General features: G+C 60.3%; 22 protein-coding genes. 9 read left to right on the top strand and 13 right to left on the bottom strand.

Annotated features, from left to right (window positions below; genetic code table 11):
- The first annotated feature begins 332 nt into the window (after positions 1–332).
- The 3 genes from NKJ84_RS30600 to NKJ84_RS30590 all read left to right on the top strand — a co-directional run bounded on the left by NKJ84_RS30600 (position 333) and on the right by NKJ84_RS30590 (position 2,293).
- The gene (locus NKJ84_RS30600) at positions 333–866 is read left to right on the top strand and encodes a hypothetical protein (RefSeq protein ID WP_352509561.1); all 534 of its coding nucleotides are present in this window, start codon (positions 333–335) and stop codon (positions 864–866) included.
- A 716-nt stretch (positions 867–1,582) separates the two neighbouring features.
- On the top strand, positions 1,583–1,906 hold the full coding sequence (locus NKJ84_RS30595) for a DUF736 domain-containing protein (RefSeq protein ID WP_006205585.1): 324 nt from the start codon (positions 1,583–1,585) through the stop codon (positions 1,904–1,906).
- 57 nt (positions 1,907–1,963) lie between these two features.
- The gene (locus NKJ84_RS30590; protein ID WP_352509560.1) at positions 1,964–2,293 is read left to right on the top strand and encodes a hypothetical protein; all 330 of its coding nucleotides are present in this window, start codon (positions 1,964–1,966) and stop codon (positions 2,291–2,293) included.
- A 117-nt stretch (positions 2,294–2,410) separates the two neighbouring features.
- Here the strand turns inward: NKJ84_RS30590 and NKJ84_RS30585 are convergent, their stop codons facing one another.
- Complete coding sequence (locus tag NKJ84_RS30585) at positions 2,411–2,818, bottom strand: hypothetical protein (RefSeq protein ID WP_352509559.1); 408 nt, start codon at positions 2,816–2,818, stop codon at positions 2,411–2,413.
- Positions 2,815–3,495: a nucleotide-binding protein gene (locus tag NKJ84_RS30580; protein ID WP_352509557.1), complete on the bottom strand. Its 681-nt coding sequence runs from the start codon at positions 3,493–3,495 to the stop codon at positions 2,815–2,817. Before NKJ84_RS30580 ends, NKJ84_RS30585 begins: the two co-directional genes overlap by 4 nt.
- 495 nt (positions 3,496–3,990) lie before the next feature.
- Between NKJ84_RS30580 and NKJ84_RS30575 the strand changes: the two genes are divergently transcribed.
- The 3 genes from NKJ84_RS30575 to NKJ84_RS30565 all read left to right on the top strand — a co-directional run bounded on the left by NKJ84_RS30575 (position 3,991) and on the right by NKJ84_RS30565 (position 7,682).
- Positions 3,991–4,398 carry a hypothetical protein gene (locus NKJ84_RS30575; RefSeq protein WP_352509556.1) on the top strand — a complete coding sequence of 136 codons (408 nt, stop codon included), beginning with the start codon at positions 3,991–3,993 and terminating at the stop codon, positions 4,396–4,398.
- The gene (locus NKJ84_RS30570) at positions 4,395–6,641 is read left to right on the top strand and encodes a relaxase/mobilization nuclease domain-containing protein (protein ID WP_352509555.1); all 2,247 of its coding nucleotides are present in this window, start codon (positions 4,395–4,397) and stop codon (positions 6,639–6,641) included. The genes NKJ84_RS30575 and NKJ84_RS30570 overlap by 4 nt, the downstream gene beginning before the upstream one ends.
- A 402-nt stretch (positions 6,642–7,043) precedes the next feature.
- Positions 7,044–7,682, top strand: a complete 639-nt coding sequence (locus tag NKJ84_RS30565) for a hypothetical protein (protein WP_352509553.1) — start codon at positions 7,044–7,046, stop codon at positions 7,680–7,682.
- A gap of 21 nt (positions 7,683–7,703) precedes the next feature.
- Here the strand turns inward: NKJ84_RS30565 and NKJ84_RS30560 are convergent, their stop codons facing one another.
- The 3 genes from NKJ84_RS30560 to NKJ84_RS30550 all read right to left on the bottom strand — a co-directional run bounded on the left by NKJ84_RS30560 (position 7,704) and on the right by NKJ84_RS30550 (position 11,801).
- Positions 7,704–9,365: a DNA polymerase/3'-5' exonuclease PolX gene (locus tag NKJ84_RS30560; protein WP_352509552.1), complete on the bottom strand. Its 1,662-nt coding sequence runs from the start codon at positions 9,363–9,365 to the stop codon at positions 7,704–7,706.
- A 107-nt stretch (positions 9,366–9,472) separates the two neighbouring features.
- On the bottom strand, positions 9,473–11,341 hold the full coding sequence (gene ligD, locus NKJ84_RS30555; protein ID WP_352509563.1) for a DNA ligase D: 1,869 nt from the start codon (positions 11,339–11,341) through the stop codon (positions 9,473–9,475).
- A 4-nt stretch (positions 11,342–11,345) separates the two neighbouring features.
- A complete protein-coding gene (locus tag NKJ84_RS30550) occupies positions 11,346–11,801 on the bottom strand; it encodes a hypothetical protein (RefSeq protein WP_352509551.1) in 456 nt (151 codons plus the stop codon).
- Here NKJ84_RS30550 and NKJ84_RS30545 point away from each other — a divergent pair.
- Positions 11,800–12,501, top strand: coding sequence for a Crp/Fnr family transcriptional regulator (locus tag NKJ84_RS30545; RefSeq protein WP_352509550.1), 702 nt, complete (start codon positions 11,800–11,802; stop codon positions 12,499–12,501). The genes NKJ84_RS30550 and NKJ84_RS30545 overlap by 2 nt on opposite strands.
- Positions 12,502–12,582: 81 nt before the next feature.
- The gene (locus NKJ84_RS30540) at positions 12,583–12,828 is read left to right on the top strand and encodes a hypothetical protein (protein ID WP_352509548.1); all 246 of its coding nucleotides are present in this window, start codon (positions 12,583–12,585) and stop codon (positions 12,826–12,828) included.
- A 319-nt stretch (positions 12,829–13,147) separates the two neighbouring features.
- On the opposite strand, the gene NKJ84_RS30535 is transcribed toward NKJ84_RS30540, so the two are convergent.
- On the bottom strand, positions 13,148–14,809 hold the full coding sequence (locus NKJ84_RS30535; protein ID WP_352509562.1) for a type IV secretory system conjugative DNA transfer family protein: 1,662 nt from the start codon (positions 14,807–14,809) through the stop codon (positions 13,148–13,150).
- Between NKJ84_RS30535 and NKJ84_RS30530 the strand changes: the two genes are divergently transcribed.
- Entirely contained in the window at positions 14,744–14,914 is a 171-nt protein-coding gene (locus NKJ84_RS30530; protein ID WP_352509564.1) for a hypothetical protein, read from the top strand. The genes NKJ84_RS30535 and NKJ84_RS30530 overlap by 66 nt on opposite strands.
- Before the next feature lie 392 nt (positions 14,915–15,306).
- Here the strand turns inward: NKJ84_RS30530 and virB11 are convergent, their stop codons facing one another.
- The 7 genes from virB11 to NKJ84_RS30495 all read right to left on the bottom strand — a co-directional run.
- Entirely contained in the window at positions 15,307–16,332 is a 1,026-nt protein-coding gene (virB11, locus tag NKJ84_RS30525; RefSeq protein WP_352509547.1) for a P-type DNA transfer ATPase VirB11, read from the bottom strand.
- Positions 16,329–17,063 carry a TrbI/VirB10 family protein gene (locus NKJ84_RS30520; RefSeq protein ID WP_352509546.1) on the bottom strand — a complete coding sequence of 245 codons (735 nt, stop codon included), beginning with the start codon at positions 17,061–17,063 and terminating at the stop codon, positions 16,329–16,331. The genes virB11 and NKJ84_RS30520 overlap by 4 nt, the downstream gene beginning before the upstream one ends.
- Positions 17,047–17,757: a hypothetical protein gene (locus NKJ84_RS30515; protein WP_352509544.1), complete on the bottom strand. Its 711-nt coding sequence runs from the start codon at positions 17,755–17,757 to the stop codon at positions 17,047–17,049. Before NKJ84_RS30515 ends, NKJ84_RS30520 begins: the two co-directional genes overlap by 17 nt.
- Positions 17,757–18,554: a TrbG/VirB9 family P-type conjugative transfer protein gene (locus tag NKJ84_RS30510; protein ID WP_352509543.1), complete on the bottom strand. Its 798-nt coding sequence runs from the start codon at positions 18,552–18,554 to the stop codon at positions 17,757–17,759. The genes NKJ84_RS30515 and NKJ84_RS30510 overlap by 1 nt, the downstream gene beginning before the upstream one ends.
- Positions 18,551–19,267, bottom strand: a complete 717-nt coding sequence (locus NKJ84_RS30505) for a VirB8 family type IV secretion system protein (RefSeq protein WP_352509541.1) — start codon at positions 19,265–19,267, stop codon at positions 18,551–18,553. Before NKJ84_RS30505 ends, NKJ84_RS30510 begins: the two co-directional genes overlap by 4 nt.
- A gap of 68 nt (positions 19,268–19,335) precedes the next feature.
- Entirely contained in the window at positions 19,336–20,379 is a 1,044-nt protein-coding gene (locus NKJ84_RS30500; protein WP_352509539.1) for a TrbL/VirB6 family protein, read from the bottom strand.
- Positions 20,380–20,561: 182 nt separating this feature from the next.
- A partial coding sequence (locus NKJ84_RS30495) for a type IV secretion system protein (RefSeq protein ID WP_352509538.1) occupies positions 20,562–21,064 on the bottom strand: 503 nt, incomplete at its 5' end.

The raw sequence follows: 21,064 nt of genomic DNA, 5'->3' as shown, positions 1-21,064 counted from the left end.
ATGAAGATCGCAGGCGCCTTTATCGAAGCGCGCAGCGAGGGCCGCCGCGTCAGCCGTCTGGATTGACGTTCTCTTTTCGCGGCCATGCGCTCGATCCAGGACGGGAGCCTCTGGCTGGCCGACAAGACCACTAGCTCCAGCGCGAAGCGCCACTAGCCAGATGCGCGTAGCGCCTCCGGCAGCTGCAGGATCCGGGCTCTCGTCGCGGCGTCCCGCCGCTTCCCTGAGCCGGCTTCGCCGTCTCGGCCTTCGGTGACGATCCCTCGCGCAGGGCCAGGGGGGGAGGGCGGCCGCAACGGGGCGGGGGACGCTGGAGAGAAAGGAAAGTCACGATGTCGATGATATTCATAGGTGGATCACGCGAGATATTCGAGCTGCCGGAACCTGTCATCGCTCGCATCGGCGCAATCGTTGCTGCCGAGCACGGCGTGCTGATTGGCGACGCGTCTGGAGCCGATGCTGAGGCGCAGAGCCTGCTCGCGGGCTACAATTACGAGCATGTCGGGGTCTTCCATGCGGGCAAGGAACCCCGCAACAATCTGGGCGACTGGGCCGCCTACCATGTCCCGTCACCTGAAGGCACTCATGGATATTTGTTCCACGCCGCCAAAGACCGGGAGATGGCGCGGCGCGCCGACTTTGGGATGATGGTCTGGGACGGCGCATCACCCGGGACGGCCGTCAACGTGCTTCGGCTCGCCATCGCGAACAAGCCGTGCGTCATTTACGATCTGGCCAAGGGCAGCATGGCGACCACTTACAATGTGGGAGACTGGTGCACCATGCTTCGCCATGCCGGTCCGGACATTCGCAGCCAAGCCGAAGCCCGCATGACGGCGGACGAGCGTCTGGCGTTGCCAGGATGATGTACGCGCGGGCCCGCCGACAGCCCGGTTGGTCCGATCTCCGATATGCTTGATCTGGCCCCGCGCCCCCAACTCCACTTGTATGAACGGCCGGAGCCGGCCCCTTTCGAAACCGGCACACGCGCAGAGCCACGGGGCGTTGTGCAGGATGATCATCTTGACCCATCTCGCACCTGAAGCGGGTGCAAGCGTGCCGAACATCCTGGCTTGCTTGGTCACCCAACCTGGTTGCGAGGCATCGTCCCCAGAGGGGCGTGAAGTTCGCTGCCAGTCGGCTCCGATCTCGAAACTGCTGTGCCGCCATACCGAACGCGCAAGGCGGTTCACGCGTCATTGCTGCTGTTCGATGTGTTGGCAATGCCGACGATATGACCCGGAGGCTGCAGCATGTTCCTGCGATCCGGCAGCGTTGCGTCGGCGATCTAGCGATGGCGGCCTGAGTTCTTCTCCTTCGGTCGCATCCGGGGCCATTCCCGTTTCATGTCGCCTTTGTAGACGACCGCCTGCTTTCTGCGGTCAACCCCCGTTGGGGGTACACTCGGCGAATATTCAGGAAAATTCGATTTCTGTTTTTGTCTGCGGACAGGCGAAGGGCCTGCCCGCAATTTTTCGGCAAATAGAATTTTCCAGAATTTTCGCCGAGATGACCGCAGCAGGACGGCCCTCTCCTTTGGCGCCATCGGGAATGGTCCCGATGCAACCGAAGGAGAACTACCATGGCCACCACGATCGCAAACCTCACCACCAAGGCCGACGGCTCGATGGAAGGCGTCTTTGCCACGCTCCGGGTCAACGCCCCGATCACCCTTATCCCGAACACCAACAAGTCGCGCGAGGACGCCCCCGACTACCGGATCGTCAACAAGCGCACGGGCTTCGAGATCGGAGCCGGCTGGCACCGCATCTCCCAGCGTTCGGGCGAGGAATACCTTTCGGTCAAGCTCGAAGCCCCCGAGATTGGCGTCATCTTCGGCAATCTCGCTCCCGCCCCGGGTGGCGAGGAAAACAAGAAGGTCATCCTCTGGAACAACCCCCAGTGAGGCATCGCTGGCCGGCCCCGCAAGGGGCCGGCGCCCCCCCGGCAAAAGGAGGTTGCAATGAGCCGTTACACAATCACTGTCACCGGGCAGGGGCGCTCAGACCAAGACGCTGTCATCGGTTACGACCCACCGCTTCGGACCTACTTCCTGCAAGCGTTCCCCCACGAAGAAACCGACGAGCCCCGTCTTTGGCTTGGCACCTACGATCGCGCGTTCGAAACGCTTGGATATCTTCGCCACGCCGCGACTGCGCACGGCTACGACTTCATGCCGCTGCCGCCCGAAATGGCTGCAAAGCTGGTCGAGGACAAAGCGGCACCTGGCGATCGTTCGGAACGGGACGGAATCCTCGGTGAACTGCTGAAACACCTCAACCAACCCGAGTAGGCAAACACATCTCAGGGCCCGCGACGGAACACTCCGTCGCGGGCCCTTTTTTTGCGCGTCGCAAAGAGCCACGAACATCACCCGTCACAGCATGCGACAGCGACTCCAAACCGCCGATTATTCCTTTGGCAGTTTGTGCTTATGAACGCGGATATAATCCTGCACAGCCTTTCGCAGCAGTTCGGTCATGCTGTGCCCGTTGCTGATCGCCAGCAACTTGAACTGCCGCTGCTCCGCAGCCGTCAGGTAGTAACCGCAGCGGATCATCTCCTCCTCGCGAATTTTCTTTCCGGCGATGGGGTCCTTTTTCTGACCCTGCCGCAGCAGCTTGCGGAAATCGGGCCCGACTGCCGGGGACGGCTTTGTCGGTTCCTGCATCTGTAGCGTAGCTTGCTCCTTGATCCCTGACGGCTCGACCTTCGGTGGGATGAACATGCTCGGCAGTACGGGCGGCTGCGTGGAGATCGCCTTCATCATGCGGGCCTTCTTGTCGTCACCGGGTTTCGGCGCGGTCTCTTCACTCATGCCGCGTTCCTTGTGGCTTCGATGAAGGTTTGCAGAAGGTCGTCAAAGACCCCTTCGCTTTCGGCAACCGCCTTCGCGTCGGGCACCTCAGGGCTGTAAAGGGTCTGCCCGGTCTGAAGGTCGCGGTAGGCAACGCGATTGTGCAGGACGTGTTCTGCAATGGGCGTGCCGTTGGCCTGGATGATGGCGCGCAGTTCGGTCAGGGCTCGCGCCCTGCCATCGATGATGGTCTGCTTGGTCAGCACGAATATCGCAGGCAACGGTCTCCCCCGGCTCTCGACCGCCAGCGGGATGTAGTGGTCGGTAATCTGGATGGCGGCGGTCACATCGTCGAGGGCAAAATAGACCGGGACGACGACAATGTCAGCCGCGAAGAGCCCGGCCATGAGGTTGTCATTTGTGGTGCCTTCCGTATCGATCAAGACGACGGAACGCTCGCCGTTGTGAGTGGCTGCCGCGCGGAGGATTTCCTGCGGCGTCATCGCGCTCACCATCTGGAGCCTGTCAGGACGATTGCCAGCTTCGCCCAGCATCTGGAACCAGCGGTTCATGTTCTGCCGCCGGTCGCCGTCGATAAGAGTGACCGAATAGCCCCTATGCAGCGCGACGGATGCGAGGGTGCGCAGCATCGTCGATTTGCCAGTGCCACCCTTTGGGATCGCAGCGGAGATGATCATGGGGCCTCCTTCCCGCGTTGTCTCCTTGATTCCATGTTAACAAGGAAACAAGTCATCGTGGACACATGAAGCACAATCACGGTCCGAAACATGGTGACATTGTCGACGGGGAAGACTGGTTTGACAACCCATGCGCGCACCGAAGGGCTCGCTCAAGGGGGAGTTTTGCGCAGCTGCTATCTTCAGGGAAGAAGGGGGTCCGGGTGACCCATCGACTGCGCATTTCCGACTACGCTTTCCAACTACGCATCTCAGGCCGATGTTTCCATGTTAACATGGAAACAAGTCGTCAGCACATCATAGACACATCGCATCAAATCACGATGGGAACATTTCGCCCGCGCTGCTGCCGCTGACAACTAGGCTGGTGAGAAAACCCCGCCCGTATCTACAATTTCCCCCTCTTTCTAATGGCAGGATAGCCTATTTTGTGATACACACAAAATAGGCGGCGCGGCCCTGGCGGGCCTTAGCGCCCGCAAGCGGGCTTGAGAGATGGATGCAGACGCCCAGAAAGCAGCGGTAAAGAGCGCGTCACGACGCTATGGCGAGGTGACGCACATCCGGTTTTCGGCTGACGAGCTGGCCAACCTCAAAGCCATTGCGGAGCGGGATGGGGTTACCGTCAGCGAGGTCGTGCGGCGTCTCGTGCGGGCAGAGGTCGGGCATCTGCCTATCGCATCAGAGGCGTTGCGGCCGGCGATCGTGGACATGACCGATCAGCTGCGGCGCGTCGGCATCAATTTCAATCAGGCCGTGCGCGCGATGAACGACGGCCGTGTTGCCCACGACGAGGATCTTGAACAGGCGCTGGTCGCGGTGGGCGACCTCGTGCGGCAGTTTCGCGAGGAACTGAAAACGATGACCGTCGCGTCTCGCAAGGCTAGGGAGGCCAAGCCATGAGCGGTCGTCTTGCTGGCTACGCTGCCGAAATAGAACGCTATCTGCGGGGCGAGTCCGGCGTGAAGCGTGAGGAGCTGGACGACGACAAGTCACTGACGGGCGCCCGACGCGAGGCTGGCGAATTCCAGGCGATGAAGAGTTATCAACTGACCGGTGGCGGCGGACGCCTCGGGCAAGGACAAACCGGCTCGACCGTAGGTGGCGGCAGGAGCGCCCCTCGTTCTTCGCCGGGAGTAACAGGAGTGGTGGGGAGCTCCGTCTCCAGCGGTGCACCGAAGTCCGTTGCTGCTGCGAGCTCGCCCAAGGCCGCTAGCGCGCCGATCATGGTCTATGGCGCCACGCTCGCCGGTTTCCGGCCGGAAGAGGAGGAGGAAGACTGGAAGCGGCGCGGCGGCGGAGGCCGTGGCCGTGGTGCTGTTCGTCCGAGCGGTACAGGGCGAGCAGCGCGGGCGGGCTATCAGGCGCGGGCCGTGGCGGCACGGGCAGGCTATGCGGCGGGTGCGCAGCCTGCCGTGTTTAAAGTCATGCCCAATCCTCCGTCGACCAAGGAAGCCGCCGCGCGGCTGCTTAACTACATCGGGAAGCGCGAGGACGAAAAAGGCGAGAAACACGACATCGAGATTTTTGACGAGGACGGGCAGGTCCTTGCGACAGGCGGCGCACGAAAGGCGTTCCTGGAAACGTTTTGCGAGACGTTCGAACCACCCCTGGAAAACACCAATTTTATCGAGGTTCGTTTCGAGCTCGCCGGCGAGATCACCGATGCCGCCGTGAGCGAGGCATTGAACAACGCCTTCGGTGCAAAACCGTTCATCTATGCGCAGGATGGACAAACGGTTCAGGTTTACGCGCACACCGATGAGCGGGCCGGGCCGCTCGCCAAGGTGCTGGCCGGCGGTCGGGAAAATTCGCGCAGCAAGGCGCTCGAGAAGATCGAGGCGCGCTTGTCTGAAGCCATGGGCGCGGCGAGGGTGGTCGCCAAGGCAGAGGTGATGGCGGCCGTGAGCCGTGAACCCAAAGCGAAATATTTCTTGCAGAAGTTCATCCGCACCCACAGCCACGTCCGCCACGCAAATCGCGAGGCTGTGCCCGGGGTGAAGAATTCCACCAAGGCGGCGGCTGCGGTCTACGAACAATGGCGCCCGCAGTTTTCGGGGCGTGAGCGCCGCAATGCCTATCACCTGCTTTTCTCGGCAAGAGCCGGCACCGATGCCAACGCCGTCATGGCCGCGGCGCGCGCCGTGCTCGAGGAGCGCGCGCCAGGATACAAGTTCGTCCTGGCGCATCACAAGGACACCAAGCACGTCCATATCCATGCGATGGTGCAGGCACGGTCAGCCGACGGCGAGCGCCTGAAATTCTACAAGCCTGATCTCGCAGCTTGGCGCGAGACTTTTGCGGAAAAAGCACGCGAGAACGGCATTGCGATGGTGGCGACGCGGCGCATGGATCATGCGATGACACGGCCATTCACGAAGGAGCATGCTGGAGCTTATAGCCGCGCCCAGAGCGATCCGCGCTACCAGGTCAGCGCCAGGACGATCGAGCGAGTGGAGGCCAAGCGGCAACGCCGTTTGGATGGACAATCCCTAGTCGTGAACGGCGATGCAATCGCTGCCGCATGGCAAAAGACTGTGACGACGATGCGGACCGCGGGCATAGTCGGTCAGGCTCTCACGGCAGCGGAGTCGATCGGCAACAATTTTCTGCAGTTCCGCCGCGATCGAACAGGGGAGGGGCAACCAGGTCCTGCTGCGGGTCGCGGAGCTGATCAATTGGGGCAGAAGTCTTTCCTGTCCCATCCCGGTATGAGAGAATTGAATGCACTGATAGGAGATTTGGACATGGCGCAAACCCCCTTGGAAATGCGGCGTCAGATGGCCCGCGTCAATCAGGCTCTCGACAACATGCGCGAGACGCTGCCGCCGGCGCATCAAGGACAGTTCGAACAGTATCGTGAAGAGGTCAACGACAAGATGCACGACCGTCTGGCGCGGCTGCAATTCGAGCGGCAGCAGCAGCGTCGTGGTGGCGGCGGTGGCGAGCCGATCCCCGAGCGCGAGGTGCGCGGTCGGGATCTTCCAACTCGGGACGATCCCCGCGAGCCGGAGCAGCCGCGCACCGGCACCGAGCAGGAGAAGGTAAGAGCCAAGCAGAAGGACGCCAAAAAGCAGAAGGCTCAGCAGGCTGAAGAGCACGACCGCAAGACGCAGCGCTCAAACGACAACGATTACGAGCGTTGAGCAAGGGCCAACCTAGCGTCCTCGCGTGGCGGTCTATCAAATCGACGCATTCGTCATAGAATGATCAGTTGGATGGCAGCAAAACGCCTTCGTTTCTGCCGTTCAGGGTGACGATCCAGATGCTCCAAAGCATACGTCTGTTGATCGCTGCGAGCTCCCCGTCTTCATTGACCCGCCTCCATCAGATGCAGCGTATTAGTGTCTGCTATCGGCCCCAAGCCGCGGCAACGCACTCTGTGAGATAAACTCTGCCGCTTCCCGTTAGCCGAAGTTGCAAGCGGCCCCGCCAACAATCGTGGTTGCGCCTTTAGGCATCGTGGTTGAGACCGCTGGCGGATTAAACTCATGTTGGCTTTGCGATCAGCTCACGCTGCCGACAATCGGTGCCCTATATAAAGGGGCATGTCCAAGCGCCGAAAACTCAATGCAATAGCGAAGCTGATTGGAGAGTGGCCTTTAACCCCGGCTGCAACGCTTGGATCGTCCGTCAGAGCGAGGGGCATTTTTCTCGAAATACGCGCTCGACTTCCGACGGAGTTCAGGAAACTGCTCCATATCGAGTCCCGGGTGCTTACCCTGCGCCTGTCTGAGGGCGCGGAGAATGATGTGCGGGTGGTATTCGGGATCGTATCAAACGCACTGCAGAATATCGAAGACCTGCCCGTAATCCCCCGTGAAATCGAGGACATTTTGACGATCTCGACGGCCGAACGGCACCGCTGGCTGAAAGATGGTCGCTTGCAGAGCGCCGGGACGAAAACGGTGAAACTCCGCGGGCGGGCAAGGAACATCACCTTTCACGTGTTCGACCCGCAGCACGTGGAGGATGTGCTTGACCGCGACCTGGTCACGGTCTGGCGCGAACAGGACGCAGCGACGGCTGCAGAGAATAGGCGGCGAGCCGCTGGGAAGGCCGCTATGAAACGCGCTCAAAGAAGAGGGCGCGGAACTGCTGCTTCAGCTGGCTATGGCCCCGATGAGAACTCGGACTCCAGTTTGCGCGGCTGGGAAGATTTCGAGAATGACGGACTCCTGCGCTGATAGGCCGGGCGCACAAGCAGGTCAGAACGTTTGCCTGCGGCGTGCGAGATGCGCAAGGAGTGCCGTCAAACGCATCGTATTCAAGACCCGCTTCGCAGGGACTCCGCCCTTGCGCGCCATCTCGACACCCCAATGCATGTGGTCGAGTTCGCGGATCGAATGAGCGTCCGGATTGATGCTGAAGATGCAGCCCTGATCGAGTGCCTTTTGATGCCAGCGCCAGTCGAGGTCGAGTCGCCACGGATGTGCATTGATTTCGACAGCGACGCCGTGTTTCGCACACGCTTTGAGGACTCTGTCGATGTCGAGATCATAACCGGGCCGGCGCAACAGCTGGCGACCGGTCATGTGCCCGATGATCGTCGTCCGAGGATTTCCGATCGCTTCAATGATACGCTCCGTCTGCTCCTTCTTGGGCAACTTGAAGCGGCTGTGCACGCTCGCGACGACGAAATCGAACTGCTCCAGGATATCATTCGGGTAATCGAGCGAGCCATCCGCCAGGATGTCCGCCTCGATGCCCTTCAGTATGCGAAATTTTCCTTTGTATGCCTTGTTCAGCCCGTCAGCTTCGCGGTGCTGTTCAGCAATCTCCTGCAACGAAAGGCCGCCTGCGTAGTGAGCGGACTGCGAATGATCGGCGACACCATAGTATTCGAAACCGCGCCTGTGCGTGGCTTCAGCCATTGCCTCAAGCGTTTCGGTGCCATCGGATGCGGTCGTGTGAGAATGCAGGATGCCATGCAGATCTTCATCCCGAATGAGAGCGGGTAGCTTGTGCTTTGCCGCTCGCTCGATCTCGCCCCTACCTTCGCGCAATTCTGGCTCGATAAACTGCAAGTCTAGAGCTTGGTACATTTCTTCTTCTGTCGCTGACGCGATCAGCTTTCTCCCGCGATGAAGCCCGTCGGCATTTAGGGTGAATCCCTTGTTGGCCGCGAACGTCTTCAGTTGCTCAAGGTGATCTGCCGAACCGGTCGCTTCGAGCAGGCTCGCGCCAAAGTGCTTCCTGTCCGTGACAACAAGCCTGAGGGTCGTCTCCTCGATACAAGTCGATTTTTCGGCCTGCGCTACCAGGGCGAAGTCGGAAACGAGTTCGCAACCGCGCCGGAAGTCACCTGCAATTTCGACGCGCGAAAACTCTGGATGCTCTTGCTTCACCGATATGACCGCATGTTCGAGAAGAGCGGCGGCCTTGTGCAGGTGAAGTTGCGTTTCGCCGCTTCGCACAATGGCCAGGTTCTGCAGGAGCTTTGTCTGAAGCGCAGCGCCGAGTCCTTTGACCGGGCGTATGCGGTCTTCTCTTGCCGCGGCCTCGAGCTCCGCCAGCGAGTTCACGCCGAGCGCCTGATGAAGCTTCAGTATCTTATCGGGACGAAGCCCGGGTATGGCAAACAGCTCCATCACGCCCGCTGGAACATCCTCGCGCAGCTTCTCAAGCCTCGGGTGCGTGCCGGTTTGGTAAAGCTTGGTCACGATATCTGCGATAGCATCACCGATCCCCGGGATCTTGGTGAGGGCGCCGGCGGCGATGATCCGATCAAGCGGCTGCGATAGCGCCGTGAGACTGTCCGCGGCGCGCAGGTATGCCTTTGTGCGATAGGGATTGTCGCCGCGCATGGACGCCCGTTGCGCATATTCCCTCAAAAGATTGGCGACGGTCATCGGATCGATTTTTGCCATGGCTTCAGCCAAACGAGGCCGATCTCCGCAGGTTCCAATCAGGCAGGGCCATGAGCGCCGCGTTGCCCTTTGAATGCTGGCTTTACTGACTCTTCCCGCGTCGGACGCTACAGATTGGGCAAGGATTGGTCAGCGCGACCCCATCCAGCCAGAGCTTTGGAGGCTGCGCGTTTCTTTAATTCAGGAGCATCGCCCACGTGGAAATGTGAGGGCGCATCTATTGTCTTCATCTCCGCCCACGTGATCGGTGCCGCCACAGGGGCGCCCGGACGTGATCTTGCGCTGTAGGGCATGATCGCGGTCGCCCCGCGCTGATTGCGTAGATAGTCAACAAAGATGCGACCCTTGCGGCGCGCCTTTGACAACACGGCCGTGAAATGGGCCGGATCGCTCTGGGCGACCGCCTGCGCCAGGCGAGACGCGAAGTCCTTCACCTGGGGCCACTCGGCGCCAGGGATGAGGGGCGCGATGATGTGCACTCCTTTGCCTCCCGTCAGCATCGGGAAAGTCGTAAGCCCCAGCGATTTAAGGATAGCGCGGAACTGAAAGGCAGCGGCGCGGACAGCCTCAAAATCGAGGCCTTCATCGGGGTCCAGGTCGAACACGAGGCGGTCGGCCTTTTCGACATCCTCGATCCGAGCCCCCCATCCATGCAGCTCGATCGTTCCCATCTGGACGCACGTCATCAGTCCTTCGGCATCGTCGATATAGAGATATGGTTCCTCGTGCCCGTCCTTCTCCGTGATGCCGACGTGGTGGACTTTGTCGCCAAAGCTGCCGGCGTCGTGTTTTTGGAAGAAGCACTTCTTCGCGCGGCCCTGTGGGCATCGAACCAGACTGATCGGCCGGCTGCCAACCCAAGGAAGCATGATCGCCGCGACCGCCGTATAATGGTCGGCGAGCTGTCCCTTGGTGATGTTGGAATCCGGATAGATCACGCGGTCACGGTTACTTATCGCGACGGTTGTCGCAGACGCGGCGAGATCGGCTGCATGACGTTCCATCTCGACCACGACCGCCTCCGGCTTCTTGTCTTCGCGGAGACCAAGATAGCTCGGATGTCGTAATGTCCCTTCATTTGTCATTTCGGTGAAAGCAATCTCAGCGACCAGTTTCGGACGGAGCCAGTGTGCGCCGCGCACTTCGGCGCGTGGTGCGTCGACGGTCGCGGCCTTCTGCTCAAGCGGCGCCATGATCTTCAAGAGACGAAGAAGTTCAGCGGTATCGAAGCCGGTGCCGACTTTCCCGGCGTAACGCAGCTTGCCGCCGTCATGAACGCCAAGGATCAAGGACCGAAAAGCTCGGACCTTGTCGGACGGCGTCCAGCCGACAATCACAAACTCCTGCCGCCTGATGCATTTGATCTTCAGCCAGCTTGCGCCGCGGGCTCCCACATAACTCGAGTCCGCGAGCTTTGAAATGACGCCCTCAAGACCGGCTGCGCAGAAACGATCGAGCAACTCTTCTCCGCGACCGAGGATATGGTCGGAGTAGCGAAGGACGGGATTTTTCGCGGGCAAGATCGCCTCCAGTTTCGCCTTGCGCTCAAGGAGAGGAAGCCTAGTCAGGTCTTCGCCGTCGAGCTGCAGCAGATCGAACGCATAAAAGTCGATAGTCGCCGGGGCACCCTTCAATGCATTCTGAAGCGCCTGGAAGTTAGATCTTCCATCCGCATCGACAACCACGGCCTCGCCGTCAATCAGGGCGGAGCGCACCTTGAGCCTGCAAGCCTCGGAGAGGATCGAGGGAAAACGGCTAGACCAGTCCAGACCAGATCTTGTATAGGCTCGCGCCTTGCCACCGCCGACGGCAACGAGAATACGATAGCCGTCGTATTTCATCTCATGGATCCAACGATCGCTGGCAGGAACTGTGTCCACGAGCGTTGCGAGCTGGACCGGCCGGAAAGCGGGCGGCGCTAAAGTGACCTCGGCACGAGCGTGGGACTTCGCTTCACTAGCGCTTGATCCATTGATTGCCCTACGCGACGTTGGCTTGACCCTTCTGACCTAAACCACACTCAAGACGAAACAGCGTTATCTGCGTCCAACGCGCGACTACTTCTTTAGTTTCACTGCAGACCGTATCGAGCTTTTCGCGATCATTTTGCCGACCCGCTTGAGCGCATCGGCCTGAGGCCGTGCTTCCTGCCTCCGGACCTTCCACCTTCCCAATCTGCGCACACAGCTCACTGGCAATAATTAAGAGCAGGAACGTGCCCTCGAATGCCGCCGCAGCGTATCCGCTTTCTGCCATCGGCCTTAAAACCCCGGTTGGGCCTCCACCGAGGGAGCCGACTTTCCCCAGCTTTTCGCCAGCGGCGGATTCTTTGCCAGTCACGCATTTGAAGCCTATGCTGTCGCATCGGTCGCCAGATCCTTCGGACGCAGCCGACAGTAAGAGGTACGTGCTCTTGCCCGTATGGGAGAGAGCCATGCCCCAATCCCTTCTTCGCAACCATGTATTGAAAACCCTCTCCCCGGAGGATTTCGAGCTACTGCAGCCGTCAATGCATCACGTCGAACTCGGTATCAAAGCCCAGCTTGAAGTCTCATATCAGCCGATCGAGCGTGTGTATTTTCCAGAGATGGGCATCGCGTCGGTAGTCGCCACCATGACCGGTGGGCGGCAAAGTGAAGTCGGCATCGTCGGCCATGACGGCATGACCGGAGTGGCCGTTATCCTCGGCCAGGACAGGTCTCCCAACGAAACCTATATCCAGGTCGCCGGTAATGGCTGGATCCTCCCGGTTGAAGCCCTTCGCTCTGCGATTGCGGCGAGCCAATCCCTTCGCGAGTCACTGCTGCGCTATGCCCACGCGTTCCTTATCCAGTCCTCCCGGACCGCACTCGTCAACGGCCATTCGAAAATCGAGGAGCGGTTGGCCCGCTGGTTGCTGATGGTCCAAGACCGCGTCGAAGGAAGCAAGATCTACCTGACGCATGAATTTCTGGCGACCATGCTTGGCGCCCGGCGACCCGGTGTCACCACTGCCCTCCAAATGCTTGAATATCGGGGGCTGGTTCACGCCAGGCGCGGCGAGATCACGATTGTCGACCGCGTTGGAATGATCCAACTCACACATGGTGCTTACGGAGAGGAGGAGCAAAGTCACTTCGGCCTAGCCTCCACCTAATTGTCCTGAATCGGACAAACCCTTGCAGGCTACCGAATTCGTGCCGTAAATCGTGTTGAGGGTTCTAGGGAGGCATTCTCGATGACCAGCACTTTTCACACAGTCACGGTTGAAAAGGCGGCAGAGGCCTATGTCCGTTCCAGAGGCAAGGCCCAGTTCCTGTCCATCGCACAGTCGATCCGCGCTATTAGAACTCTCATGCCCGCATGCAAGGCTACCGACCACGAGTTGGAGGAGTTGCTGGCAGCGGCATCCATCATTCACGGTGTGCCCGTCGCTTTCGATGCAAAAACAGCCGATGGCGTAGAGCCACGGCTCCATTCGTAGGCCATAGATGCCTGCGCTCGCGCAGAGGCCTACCTTGTCGGACGTTCGCCAGGCGATTGTCCGCTACCTTATCGACGGTGTCGTCAGGCCGTGCATTTCGATATCCGAGGTTAGCCACGCCGTAAGGGGAACATTTCCGCTTTGCGAACTCACGGATTGGGAACTTGGCGATCTCATTGCGCGAAGTGCCATCGACGCAGGATTCGCGATTGAGTTCGACGCGGATTCTTGAGACACCTGTTGAGGCATGTGTCGTCGACGATTTCGTGCGACAAAGGCACGATAGACAATGACCTCTCCGCCGCATCGGAATGCTAGCCTACCCATCGACTACATCAGGCAAAGTATCTTCGACGACGCTCAAATTTCGATCGAAAGCCTCGGTGTCGGATGCGTGAGCTCGGAGAGATCGCACCCTGTTTAGGATAGCCGCAACCGCCGATTCTTTTTCGGGCGCTATGCGTGTTGTTACCGCTTTGGCCGCCAACGCGGAAAAATCTATGGCGGGATAGACTGGCGCGACTGCAGCGTCGGCTTTCGGCCGTTCCTTTACGATTGTGCGCCGGCCGCGCGGCGGAGCCATACGGCCGGCTTTTGCTGCGAATGTCGCGCCGCGCCGTACGCGGGTCTGCAAGAGGCCGGAGCGGTACGCGGGTGCTGTCGGCACAATCGTCGGGAGCGCAGGAGATGGAACCGCCGCAGAGAGGTCCAACGCAGGGCTTTTCGTGCGCGAAGAGTCGGTAGAGGCGGGCAGGGGCATGAACGCGCGTTTGGCGAGCTGGCCGTCGGCGAAATAGAAATTGCGCGTTCCAAGGATTGGCAGTTCGCCACGGGGCAATATGATGACCTTGTTCTTATCGAGCGTACGGATTTCATCCGGCCTCATGAGGGGCCGCCGCACTTGCTTGCGGTGCTCCGAGCGCGTGTAGTAGGTGTCGAACAACGTTGCCTTGGTGCGCGTCACGTCCTTTTGCACGTCCGACGTTTCGCCGAGCTGCTCGGAAACGTAGCGCAGATCGTCAGCGTCCTGCGCGCCGAAAAAGATCTGCACGCGAGCCGCGTTGATAAGCGTCTTGCGCCCTTCCTGGCGATAGATCTCGTCTACAGCCTTCAGCGACTGCACGAAAAACCACATGGAAACACTGTTACCGCCTAGCACACTGGCCATTTCGGTCACGTTCTCGAGCTTGCCGAGGTTCTGGAACTCGTCGAGCAGCACAAGCACCGGATGCTCTTCCGGACGTGGCATGGTTTCCGACATGAAGTTCATCATCTGCGTAATCAGGACGTTGAACAACGGTCCAAGCGACGTAATCTGCTCGCGCCGCACGTCGAGATAGAGAGAAATCCGGTCACGCTTGAGCATGCGAATATCGAACGTGCTGCGCGACGTAGCTCGCATCAGGCGCTCGTTGAGGAAGGGGGCCATGCCGGTCCGGACGCCGGCGTAGATTCCGGAAAACTGCCGCTCAGACATCTCAAAATATGGCAACAGGGTTTGCAGCGTGAAATGCGAACATTCGCGGCGGCGTTCCTCGCGCAGCGAGCCGATGAATTCCAGGAGCGGCTGCTCAGCACCGTTCATGATCTCGAGGATTGTGGAGAAGGTCTTCGTCTCGTTCGGGATCGCAGGCGATTCCATGACGAAGGATGCGATGCCCGTAAAGAGGAGGCGGGCATCGTTGACCCAATAGGGATCCGCGTTCGAGGGGGGGCGCGGAAACAGCGCCGCAGCGATGTTGCGAAGGTCGATGTCGCGCTGTGCCGAGTCCAGCGAGATGAAGTCCATCGGATTGTAGCATGCGGTATTGCCGTCCGGATCAGCCGGCGCGAAACGCACCACGCGGCTCATGGTCGAACGGTAACCAGCAGTCGCCGCATAGGTCTCACCCCGTAGGTCGAGAACGACGAGCGAATGCGGCCAGGTCAAGGCGTTCGGGATGATGAGAGACGTACCTTTACCGGACCGCGGCGGCCCTATGACGAAGCCGCCAACATCATCGCCATCAATCCACAATTTCTTGCCGCCGATCAGCTTGCGCTGCGTCAAGCGAATCTTGCCGGAGCGCTGATCGCGGCCGGGTGAAAGAATTTCGGCAAGCCTGCCGCCGGCTCGACCGACGAAGACGCCGCCCACTTTCGTCAGCCCGGTTTTCGATACGTCGCTCATAGTCATGAAGCGAGAGTCATTGCGCTTTCTCGGACGCATGAGAAACAAGCTGACCAGTGGCAAGAGAAACCCTAATGCTCCTGCCGCAACGGCGTATTGTATCCTGCTAAAATTCCCCGACATCGTGTCCGCCCACGCCAGACGAACGACCGGCAGAGGATTGGCGTTCAACTGGTCGAACAGAAAGTGGGAGCCGGTCCGGTACCAATCCGTCGCGGCATAGGCGACCGTGAAGGCCAGGGCGCCCAAGGCCATCGCCATGAGTATCATGAAAATTGCTGTTGCGATTTTCTGCATGGGTGGGCTCGCTAGATCGTCTCCGCCTTGGTGAACTTGATCTCGCTGACGCCGCGCTGTCCGCCTTCGGTGCGGACCATCTGGACGACCACCGGAATGACCTCGCGCAGATAGTCGAGAATTTCGCTTCGTGAGAGGCCCGAGCTGCCCTGCATGACCATCAGCGCCAGGCGCTCGTAGGCGGACCGGGCGGAATTGGCATGAACGGTCGTAAGCGAACCCGGGTGGCCGGTGTTGATCGCCTGGAGGAACGCGAAGGTTTCAGCGCCGCGCAACTCGCCCAACAGCAGACGGTCGGGCCGCATGCGAAGCGAGGCCTCGAGCAGCTGTTGCGCTGAGACCTTGGCAAGCCCCTGGTCGCCCTTTGAGGCTATCAGGGTGACGTTGTTGGGGGCCGGCAGCCGCAGTTCACGGGTGTCTTCGATCGTGATGATCCGTTCATGGGCCGGGATCTCCTTCAGGAGTGCATTCAAGAACGTCGTCTTGCCGGTCGACGTACCGCCTGAAACGACGATGGAGACACGGTTGCGCACCGCATATTGCAGGAAGTCCATCGGCGACGTGTCGTGCAGCATCTCGACAAGTCGCTTTTCTTCGGTTGAAAGCGCCAGGCCGCTGCCCATTGCCGTGTTTTCGAATGCGCCGAGATCGTTGTAGGCATCGAGGCTCATATCCATGATGACCTGCTTGCGGATCGAAATCGCCCCGCCTTCGGGAGCCGCCGGCGGCAAGATGCATTGGATGCGCTCACCCGAAGGTAGAGCCGCCGACAGGATCGGTTTTTCTTCGTTGATGACCTGATTTGTCGCCGAGGCAACGCCGGTCGAGATATGCCTAATCCAGCCGGACGTGACCTCGCGCTTGACGACGTGCTCCATTTCCTTCGCGCCGAGGCGTTCGATGAACAATTCACCCGGTCTGTTGATTGCAATCTCGGAAACCGCATCTTCGTTCAGATAGGGCCATATCGGTTCCAGATGAGCGCGCAGGACCGGGGCTCTTGCCCAAGGGTCGGGGAGAGGATGCACGGCATTCATTTCACCGGGCTCCCATAGCCGGAATAGAAATGATCCTTTGGAGTCGCGTAAAGAGGCGTCGGATCGATTGCTGTCCTCGGCCGCCCACCTGCCTTGAGGCGCGCCACTTCTTCCTGAACGGGGTCGGCGTATAAGTCCGAAAAATCGAGGTCTCGCCGCACCAGCACGACAATCGATGTGCCCTGGTCAACGTAGACTGTCGGGCCAATGTTCTGCGTGTCGCGAAACGCCTCTTGCGCGAGTTGCTGCAGGGCGGTCGATGATTTGTCGAAGGCGATGCTACGGGCGTCCCGCTGCGAGCCATTGCCGCCATAAGTTACGGTCGTGGTCTCACCGGTCACGGGATCGACCGTCGACACCTGGCGCTGTTGTCCATTCTGGCTGCTATCGCCAAGCGAGGATAGATATTCAGAGACACCGCCAACGACGGAAAGCATGATGGCGTTTCCGTAGCGTTCAACCCAGTGCGTATCGACACGGCCGCCCATGCCGCCGCGGCCGAGCGCGTCGGCCCCAGGCGACTTGATATCGACGGAAATGCCGTCCGAGCGAATGACCCTGCTCCAGACGATGAAAACACGCTTTTGACCGCGCGCAAGCCCCGAGCGGTATTCCCCGGTCAGGCGCGAGCCCTTCGGAATGAGGATCCGCCTGCCGTCGAGCGAGAAGACATCCTCACGCACGACTGCGCGCACGGCGCCGGGAAGGTCGGTGTTAACAGCGGTTTCCAAATAGCCGAAACGCGTCGGTACGCCGGAAGGCCCTGGCTTTTACAATGCCGGAAGAACTTGCCTCCGACTGCGCCAGGAATGCCTTGTTAGGATCACTGTCCGCGCCGGGGACCGGGACGATCTGACCGTCGGGCGCGATTTCGATCTGCGCCGCCTGGGCGCCGGCATCTGTCGAGCCGGTTTGATCATTCGTCACCATCTGGTTCGACCGCAGGCGTTCCCACACCGCTTTTTCGCGCTCGGCGGCTTCAGCCTTGCGGCGAGCCTCGTCCTCAGCCGCGGCCTTGCGACGGGCTTCTTCCGCCTCGGCCTCCTCGGCAACCATTTGTGCCTCCAGCGCGCGCCGCTGCGCGTCAAGGTCCGGGCCCTCCTGCACCGTCTGATCGACATTGTCAGCCTGTTGCGTGCCACCCTGGTCGGCGGCCGGTGGCGGCACCACGATCTGGTCGATCGTGCCGTCGGCAGGTTGCGGCGGTTCGTTCAACGCCGGCGGGCGGAACTCGGGCGGGTTGAAGTTTTCCTCGCCATCGCTGGGAACGTCGCGCGACACAGGCTCGCGGGGCCAGTTCAGCCATATCAGCGCGCCAACCAGCACCACGCCGAGGCCGACCAGCGCGATCCTGGTACCGACGCCCGCACCACGGCGCGAGACCGTCGGGCTGCCGTCTAGTTGGTTATAATCGATCTGCGTCATCACCGCGCTCCGCTGGATCCGAACAGGGTGGAACCACCTGTCAGTTTCGTTGGACCGTAGACCTGCTCGACCGGATCGATTGCGTTGGGTCGCGCCCGGTTGTAGAGGCAGAGCGTCTTGCCATCGGCCCGCAAGGTGAATTGCCGTGCGACCTTGTCGATGACGGTGTATTTGCCCTGCGTGCGAACGTTGACCAGCGACTCCTGACGCTTGTCGTCGACAACGAAGATCGCCGGAATGTCGCCCTTGAACTCCAGAAACACCTTGGTGCCGTCGTCGAATACGGTGCGCGGCTTCAGGCTGTCGTCGCCCTTGTAGGCGTAGTCGTAGTTGAGGTCGGCATAGTTCAGGTCCTTCAAATCCGGATCGGCGGCGCTCTCCTTGGCCTGTGAGAGCAGCCGCGCGTTGATATCCTCGTCCGGGTATTTGAACCGGACCTGGAAGGATGCCCGGTCACGGCTATTGTCAGTCGCCTGCAACAGCAAGGAATAGACGCGCCGGTTGGTGACCACGTTGACGTTGGTCCACGCATCGCGCTCCAGCGGCTTGACGAACAGAAATCGCGATCCGCGTTTGGGGATGATCGACCAGCCTTTCGTGTCGCCAGCCGACACGGTTTCGATGACTTCGGTCGGGCTGAGCTCGACCATCGTGGAAATCCCAAGAGCGGCGCGCACCGACGTCACGTCGTCGTTGTTGAAGGTGACATATCGGATGCGGCCGTCGCGTGCGGCCGCGCCGTGCATCGTGCCGAGCAGAAGGGCGGCCGACAAGGCGAGGCTCACGCGCCATCTCATTGCAGGCTCCCCGCGGCCGGTGCCGATTCCTGGTCGCGGCGGTAATCCGTAACCTGAAATCCCAACGGGTTGTCGAAACGCCATTCGTTCTTGAGCGGCGTCGAGGTGTAGCGGAATTTTATCACCGCTACCCAATTGTCGGCGGTGGACGAATTGTCCCGCCGGGTCGTCGTGGCAAAGCGCACCGAGGCCGTGTTGCGATTGAGCAGGGAAACCGACTTGATCTCGACGGAAATGGTGACATTGCGGCCAAAAATCTTGTCCAGCGATTGTGGGTTTGCAGGCGTATAAAGCCACGTCAAATCCTTGGACGCGGCGTCGGTGGAGTAGAGCTGCGCCAGGTCGTAATTCTGTTTCAGTTCACGGGAATCGTAGGTTTCGCGGGCCCTGATGTAGCGCACAAGGTTCGCCGCCGTGACGGCTTCGTTCTGGGACAAATCTCCAGGCTTCAGCGCGCGCATGATCTCGAGGTAGCCCGTCGATTTGTCGACCTCGACAACGTACGGTTCGAACTGCCGAAGCGGCAGGATCAGCACGAGCGCGAGCAGCGACAGCACCGCGACCAGTCCGGAAACGCCGCTGACGATCCAGGCCAATGTACGCGATCGGCGCATTGACCTGTGCGTGTCGTCTTCCCAGGTCGCGCCCGCCCTGTAATAGCGCTTGTCGACGAGCTCGCCGCTTTCAGTAACCGTTTCCAGTGGAGTTGACACTTTACTCCTGCCTCGTTTGCGCGACGCATTCTGATCCAGAGCCGCGATCGGTGATCGTTGTGTTCTCGTTAGGCCAGTGGCCTGGAGTTATCGCGGGCACCTTGCTGGATGGCGCTCCGGGTTGCGGCATCCGCCCCGGCTGCTCGGGACGATCGAAAACTGTTTGCCGCGAGCTGCCGGGCGCCCCGAGCGGCGCGGCCGGCGGCCCATCGTGCACCGGCGTAGCGCACGGCATTCCTGCCGAAGGTCCCATAGGAGTAGCGAGCTCCCACGGTGCTGAGATACCCGCCGCCGTTCAGGATCGAAGCAATCGAGGGTATCTGCATGAGAACGTAGATCCCGATGATCGTCACCAGCACCAGCGGCAGCACCAGCGACATCTTGCTGTCCATGGTCGCTCCACCGGACGTGGCGGTGTTCAGCGCCGCATTGACGAGCGAAAAGTAGAAGCCGAGAAATCCGTAGATCAGGACTTGCTGGATCATCAGAAAGGTGGTCAGCGAAAGGAAGCCTTCGCTCATGCGCGAGGACCAGCGGTAAAGCCAAAGAATGATCCATATCGGCGCCAGAGCGAGCGTGATGAACAACATCACCTTGGCGGCGATGATCGCGGCAATGGCAAGCGCTGCGAAGATGATGGCAGACAGCAGAACCAGCAACGACAAGAGCGCGCCAAAAATGTCATAGAAGGATCCGCTGTAGACCTGATTGGCGACGTCCTGCGCCCCTTTGTAGAGATTGTCGATCAGCGCTGGGATTGCCGCCTGATCGCTGAGCTGGTTGCCGGTGGCTCGCGACACGGCGCCAACGATCACCTTACCGACCTCATCCGGAATGCTTTGAACAAGCTGGTAAATCGTTGCCGAAAATGTCCCCCATCCGGTCAGCAGCAGATAGATGATGACGGCGCGGCCGAGGCGATAAGCCGCTTCGATTGGCGAAATTGACTCTCGCCCGCTCAGGATCGAATAGCCCCACCACACGATATAGAGGGTCAGCATGAGGGTGAAGACGTTGCCCATCGCATTGCCTAACTGCATATAGACGGTGCGGACGAAGTCCTCGCCGATGTTGTCAATGCCACCGAGAATGCTTTCGGCAAGACCGTTCATGGATCCTCGTCAATGATGCTGGCGAACGGCGTTGAATTGACCGGCTTCAGCGCGCCGCATTCGTCGGCACGGGCATACGCCAAAGGCCCGCACGGCGCTTTCAGCTCGCGATTTGCGCATCCGAAAAGCACGGCGCTGAGCCCAATCACAAAGCATATGCGGAACACCCGCCTCGACAAGTGCTAGCCTCCGCTCTTGCCAAAGTCCGCGAACGGATTGACGTTGCGCGGTGTCATCATCTTCTGCACCTGGCTTTGGCGAAGAAGATCTCCCTTCAGCTTCTCATTCAGGGCCGCGACCGCACCGTTCTGGACGCCGATCAATTCGTTGACCGCGCGCGCGTTTTCCAGCTGCATTCGTGTGTTCTGGTCCACCGATCCCTTGACGTCCTGCGACTGCCCGATTTGGCCACTCGCGGACTGCAGAGACTGTTGGCGTTGGGTGACGCCCTGCGAAGCCTGGGAGGTCAACGCGCTTAGCAGCGAGGCCACGTTGACGCTGCCTCCATAGGCCGTGTTGACGGCGCTCGTCTCCTTGCCGGCAATCTGCTGGAGCTGCTTCACCAGCTGCAGCCCGTTGATGACGGCGCCGGCGATTTTCTGTATTTCGGGCGACAGGCCACCAAACGAAAGCGCACCGCCGTTCAGTATCGATCCGAACGACGGCGCCTGGGCAATCGACATGT

The organism is Mesorhizobium sp. M0048 (assembly GCF_040323405.1).
In the GTDB taxonomy this organism is placed as follows: Bacteria; Pseudomonadota; Alphaproteobacteria; order Rhizobiales; family Rhizobiaceae; genus Mesorhizobium.
Note: the sequence above shows the minus strand (reverse complement) of the source record. Positions and strands in the feature narration are given on the sequence as shown.

Bases quoted from the DNA above. Each gene is read 5' to 3' on its own strand.
- NKJ84_RS30600 (WP_352509561.1), top strand. From the start codon at position 333: ATGTCGATGATATTCATAGGTGGATCACGCGAGATATTCGAGCTGCCG.
- NKJ84_RS30595 (WP_006205585.1), top strand. From the start codon at position 1,583: ATGGCCACCACGATCGCAAACCTCACCACCAAGGCCGACGGCTCGATG.
- NKJ84_RS30590 (WP_352509560.1), top strand. From the start codon at position 1,964: ATGAGCCGTTACACAATCACTGTCACCGGGCAGGGGCGCTCAGACCAA.
- NKJ84_RS30585 (WP_352509559.1), bottom strand. From the start codon at position 2,818: ATGAGTGAAGAGACCGCGCCGAAACCCGGTGACGACAAGAAGGCCCGC.
- NKJ84_RS30580 (WP_352509557.1), bottom strand. From the start codon at position 3,495: ATGATCATCTCCGCTGCGATCCCAAAGGGTGGCACTGGCAAATCGACG.
- NKJ84_RS30575 (WP_352509556.1), top strand. From the start codon at position 3,991: ATGGATGCAGACGCCCAGAAAGCAGCGGTAAAGAGCGCGTCACGACGC.
- NKJ84_RS30570 (WP_352509555.1), top strand. From the start codon at position 4,395: ATGAGCGGTCGTCTTGCTGGCTACGCTGCCGAAATAGAACGCTATCTG.
- NKJ84_RS30565 (WP_352509553.1), top strand. From the start codon at position 7,044: ATGTCCAAGCGCCGAAAACTCAATGCAATAGCGAAGCTGATTGGAGAG.
- NKJ84_RS30560 (WP_352509552.1), bottom strand. From the start codon at position 9,365: ATGGCAAAAATCGATCCGATGACCGTCGCCAATCTTTTGAGGGAATAT.
- NKJ84_RS30545 (WP_352509550.1), top strand. From the start codon at position 11,800: ATGCCCCAATCCCTTCTTCGCAACCATGTATTGAAAACCCTCTCCCCG.
- NKJ84_RS30550 (WP_352509551.1), bottom strand. From the start codon at position 11,801: ATGGCTCTCTCCCATACGGGCAAGAGCACGTACCTCTTACTGTCGGCT.
- NKJ84_RS30540 (WP_352509548.1), top strand. From the start codon at position 12,583: ATGACCAGCACTTTTCACACAGTCACGGTTGAAAAGGCGGCAGAGGCC.
- NKJ84_RS30530 (WP_352509564.1), top strand. From the start codon at position 14,744: ATGCGGCCAGGTCAAGGCGTTCGGGATGATGAGAGACGTACCTTTACC.
- virB11 (WP_352509547.1), bottom strand. From the start codon at position 16,332: ATGAATGCCGTGCATCCTCTCCCCGACCCTTGGGCAAGAGCCCCGGTC.
- NKJ84_RS30515 (WP_352509544.1), bottom strand. From the start codon at position 17,757: ATGACGCAGATCGATTATAACCAACTAGACGGCAGCCCGACGGTCTCG.
- NKJ84_RS30510 (WP_352509543.1), bottom strand. From the start codon at position 18,554: ATGAGATGGCGCGTGAGCCTCGCCTTGTCGGCCGCCCTTCTGCTCGGC.
- NKJ84_RS30500 (WP_352509539.1), bottom strand. From the start codon at position 20,379: ATGAACGGTCTTGCCGAAAGCATTCTCGGTGGCATTGACAACATCGGC.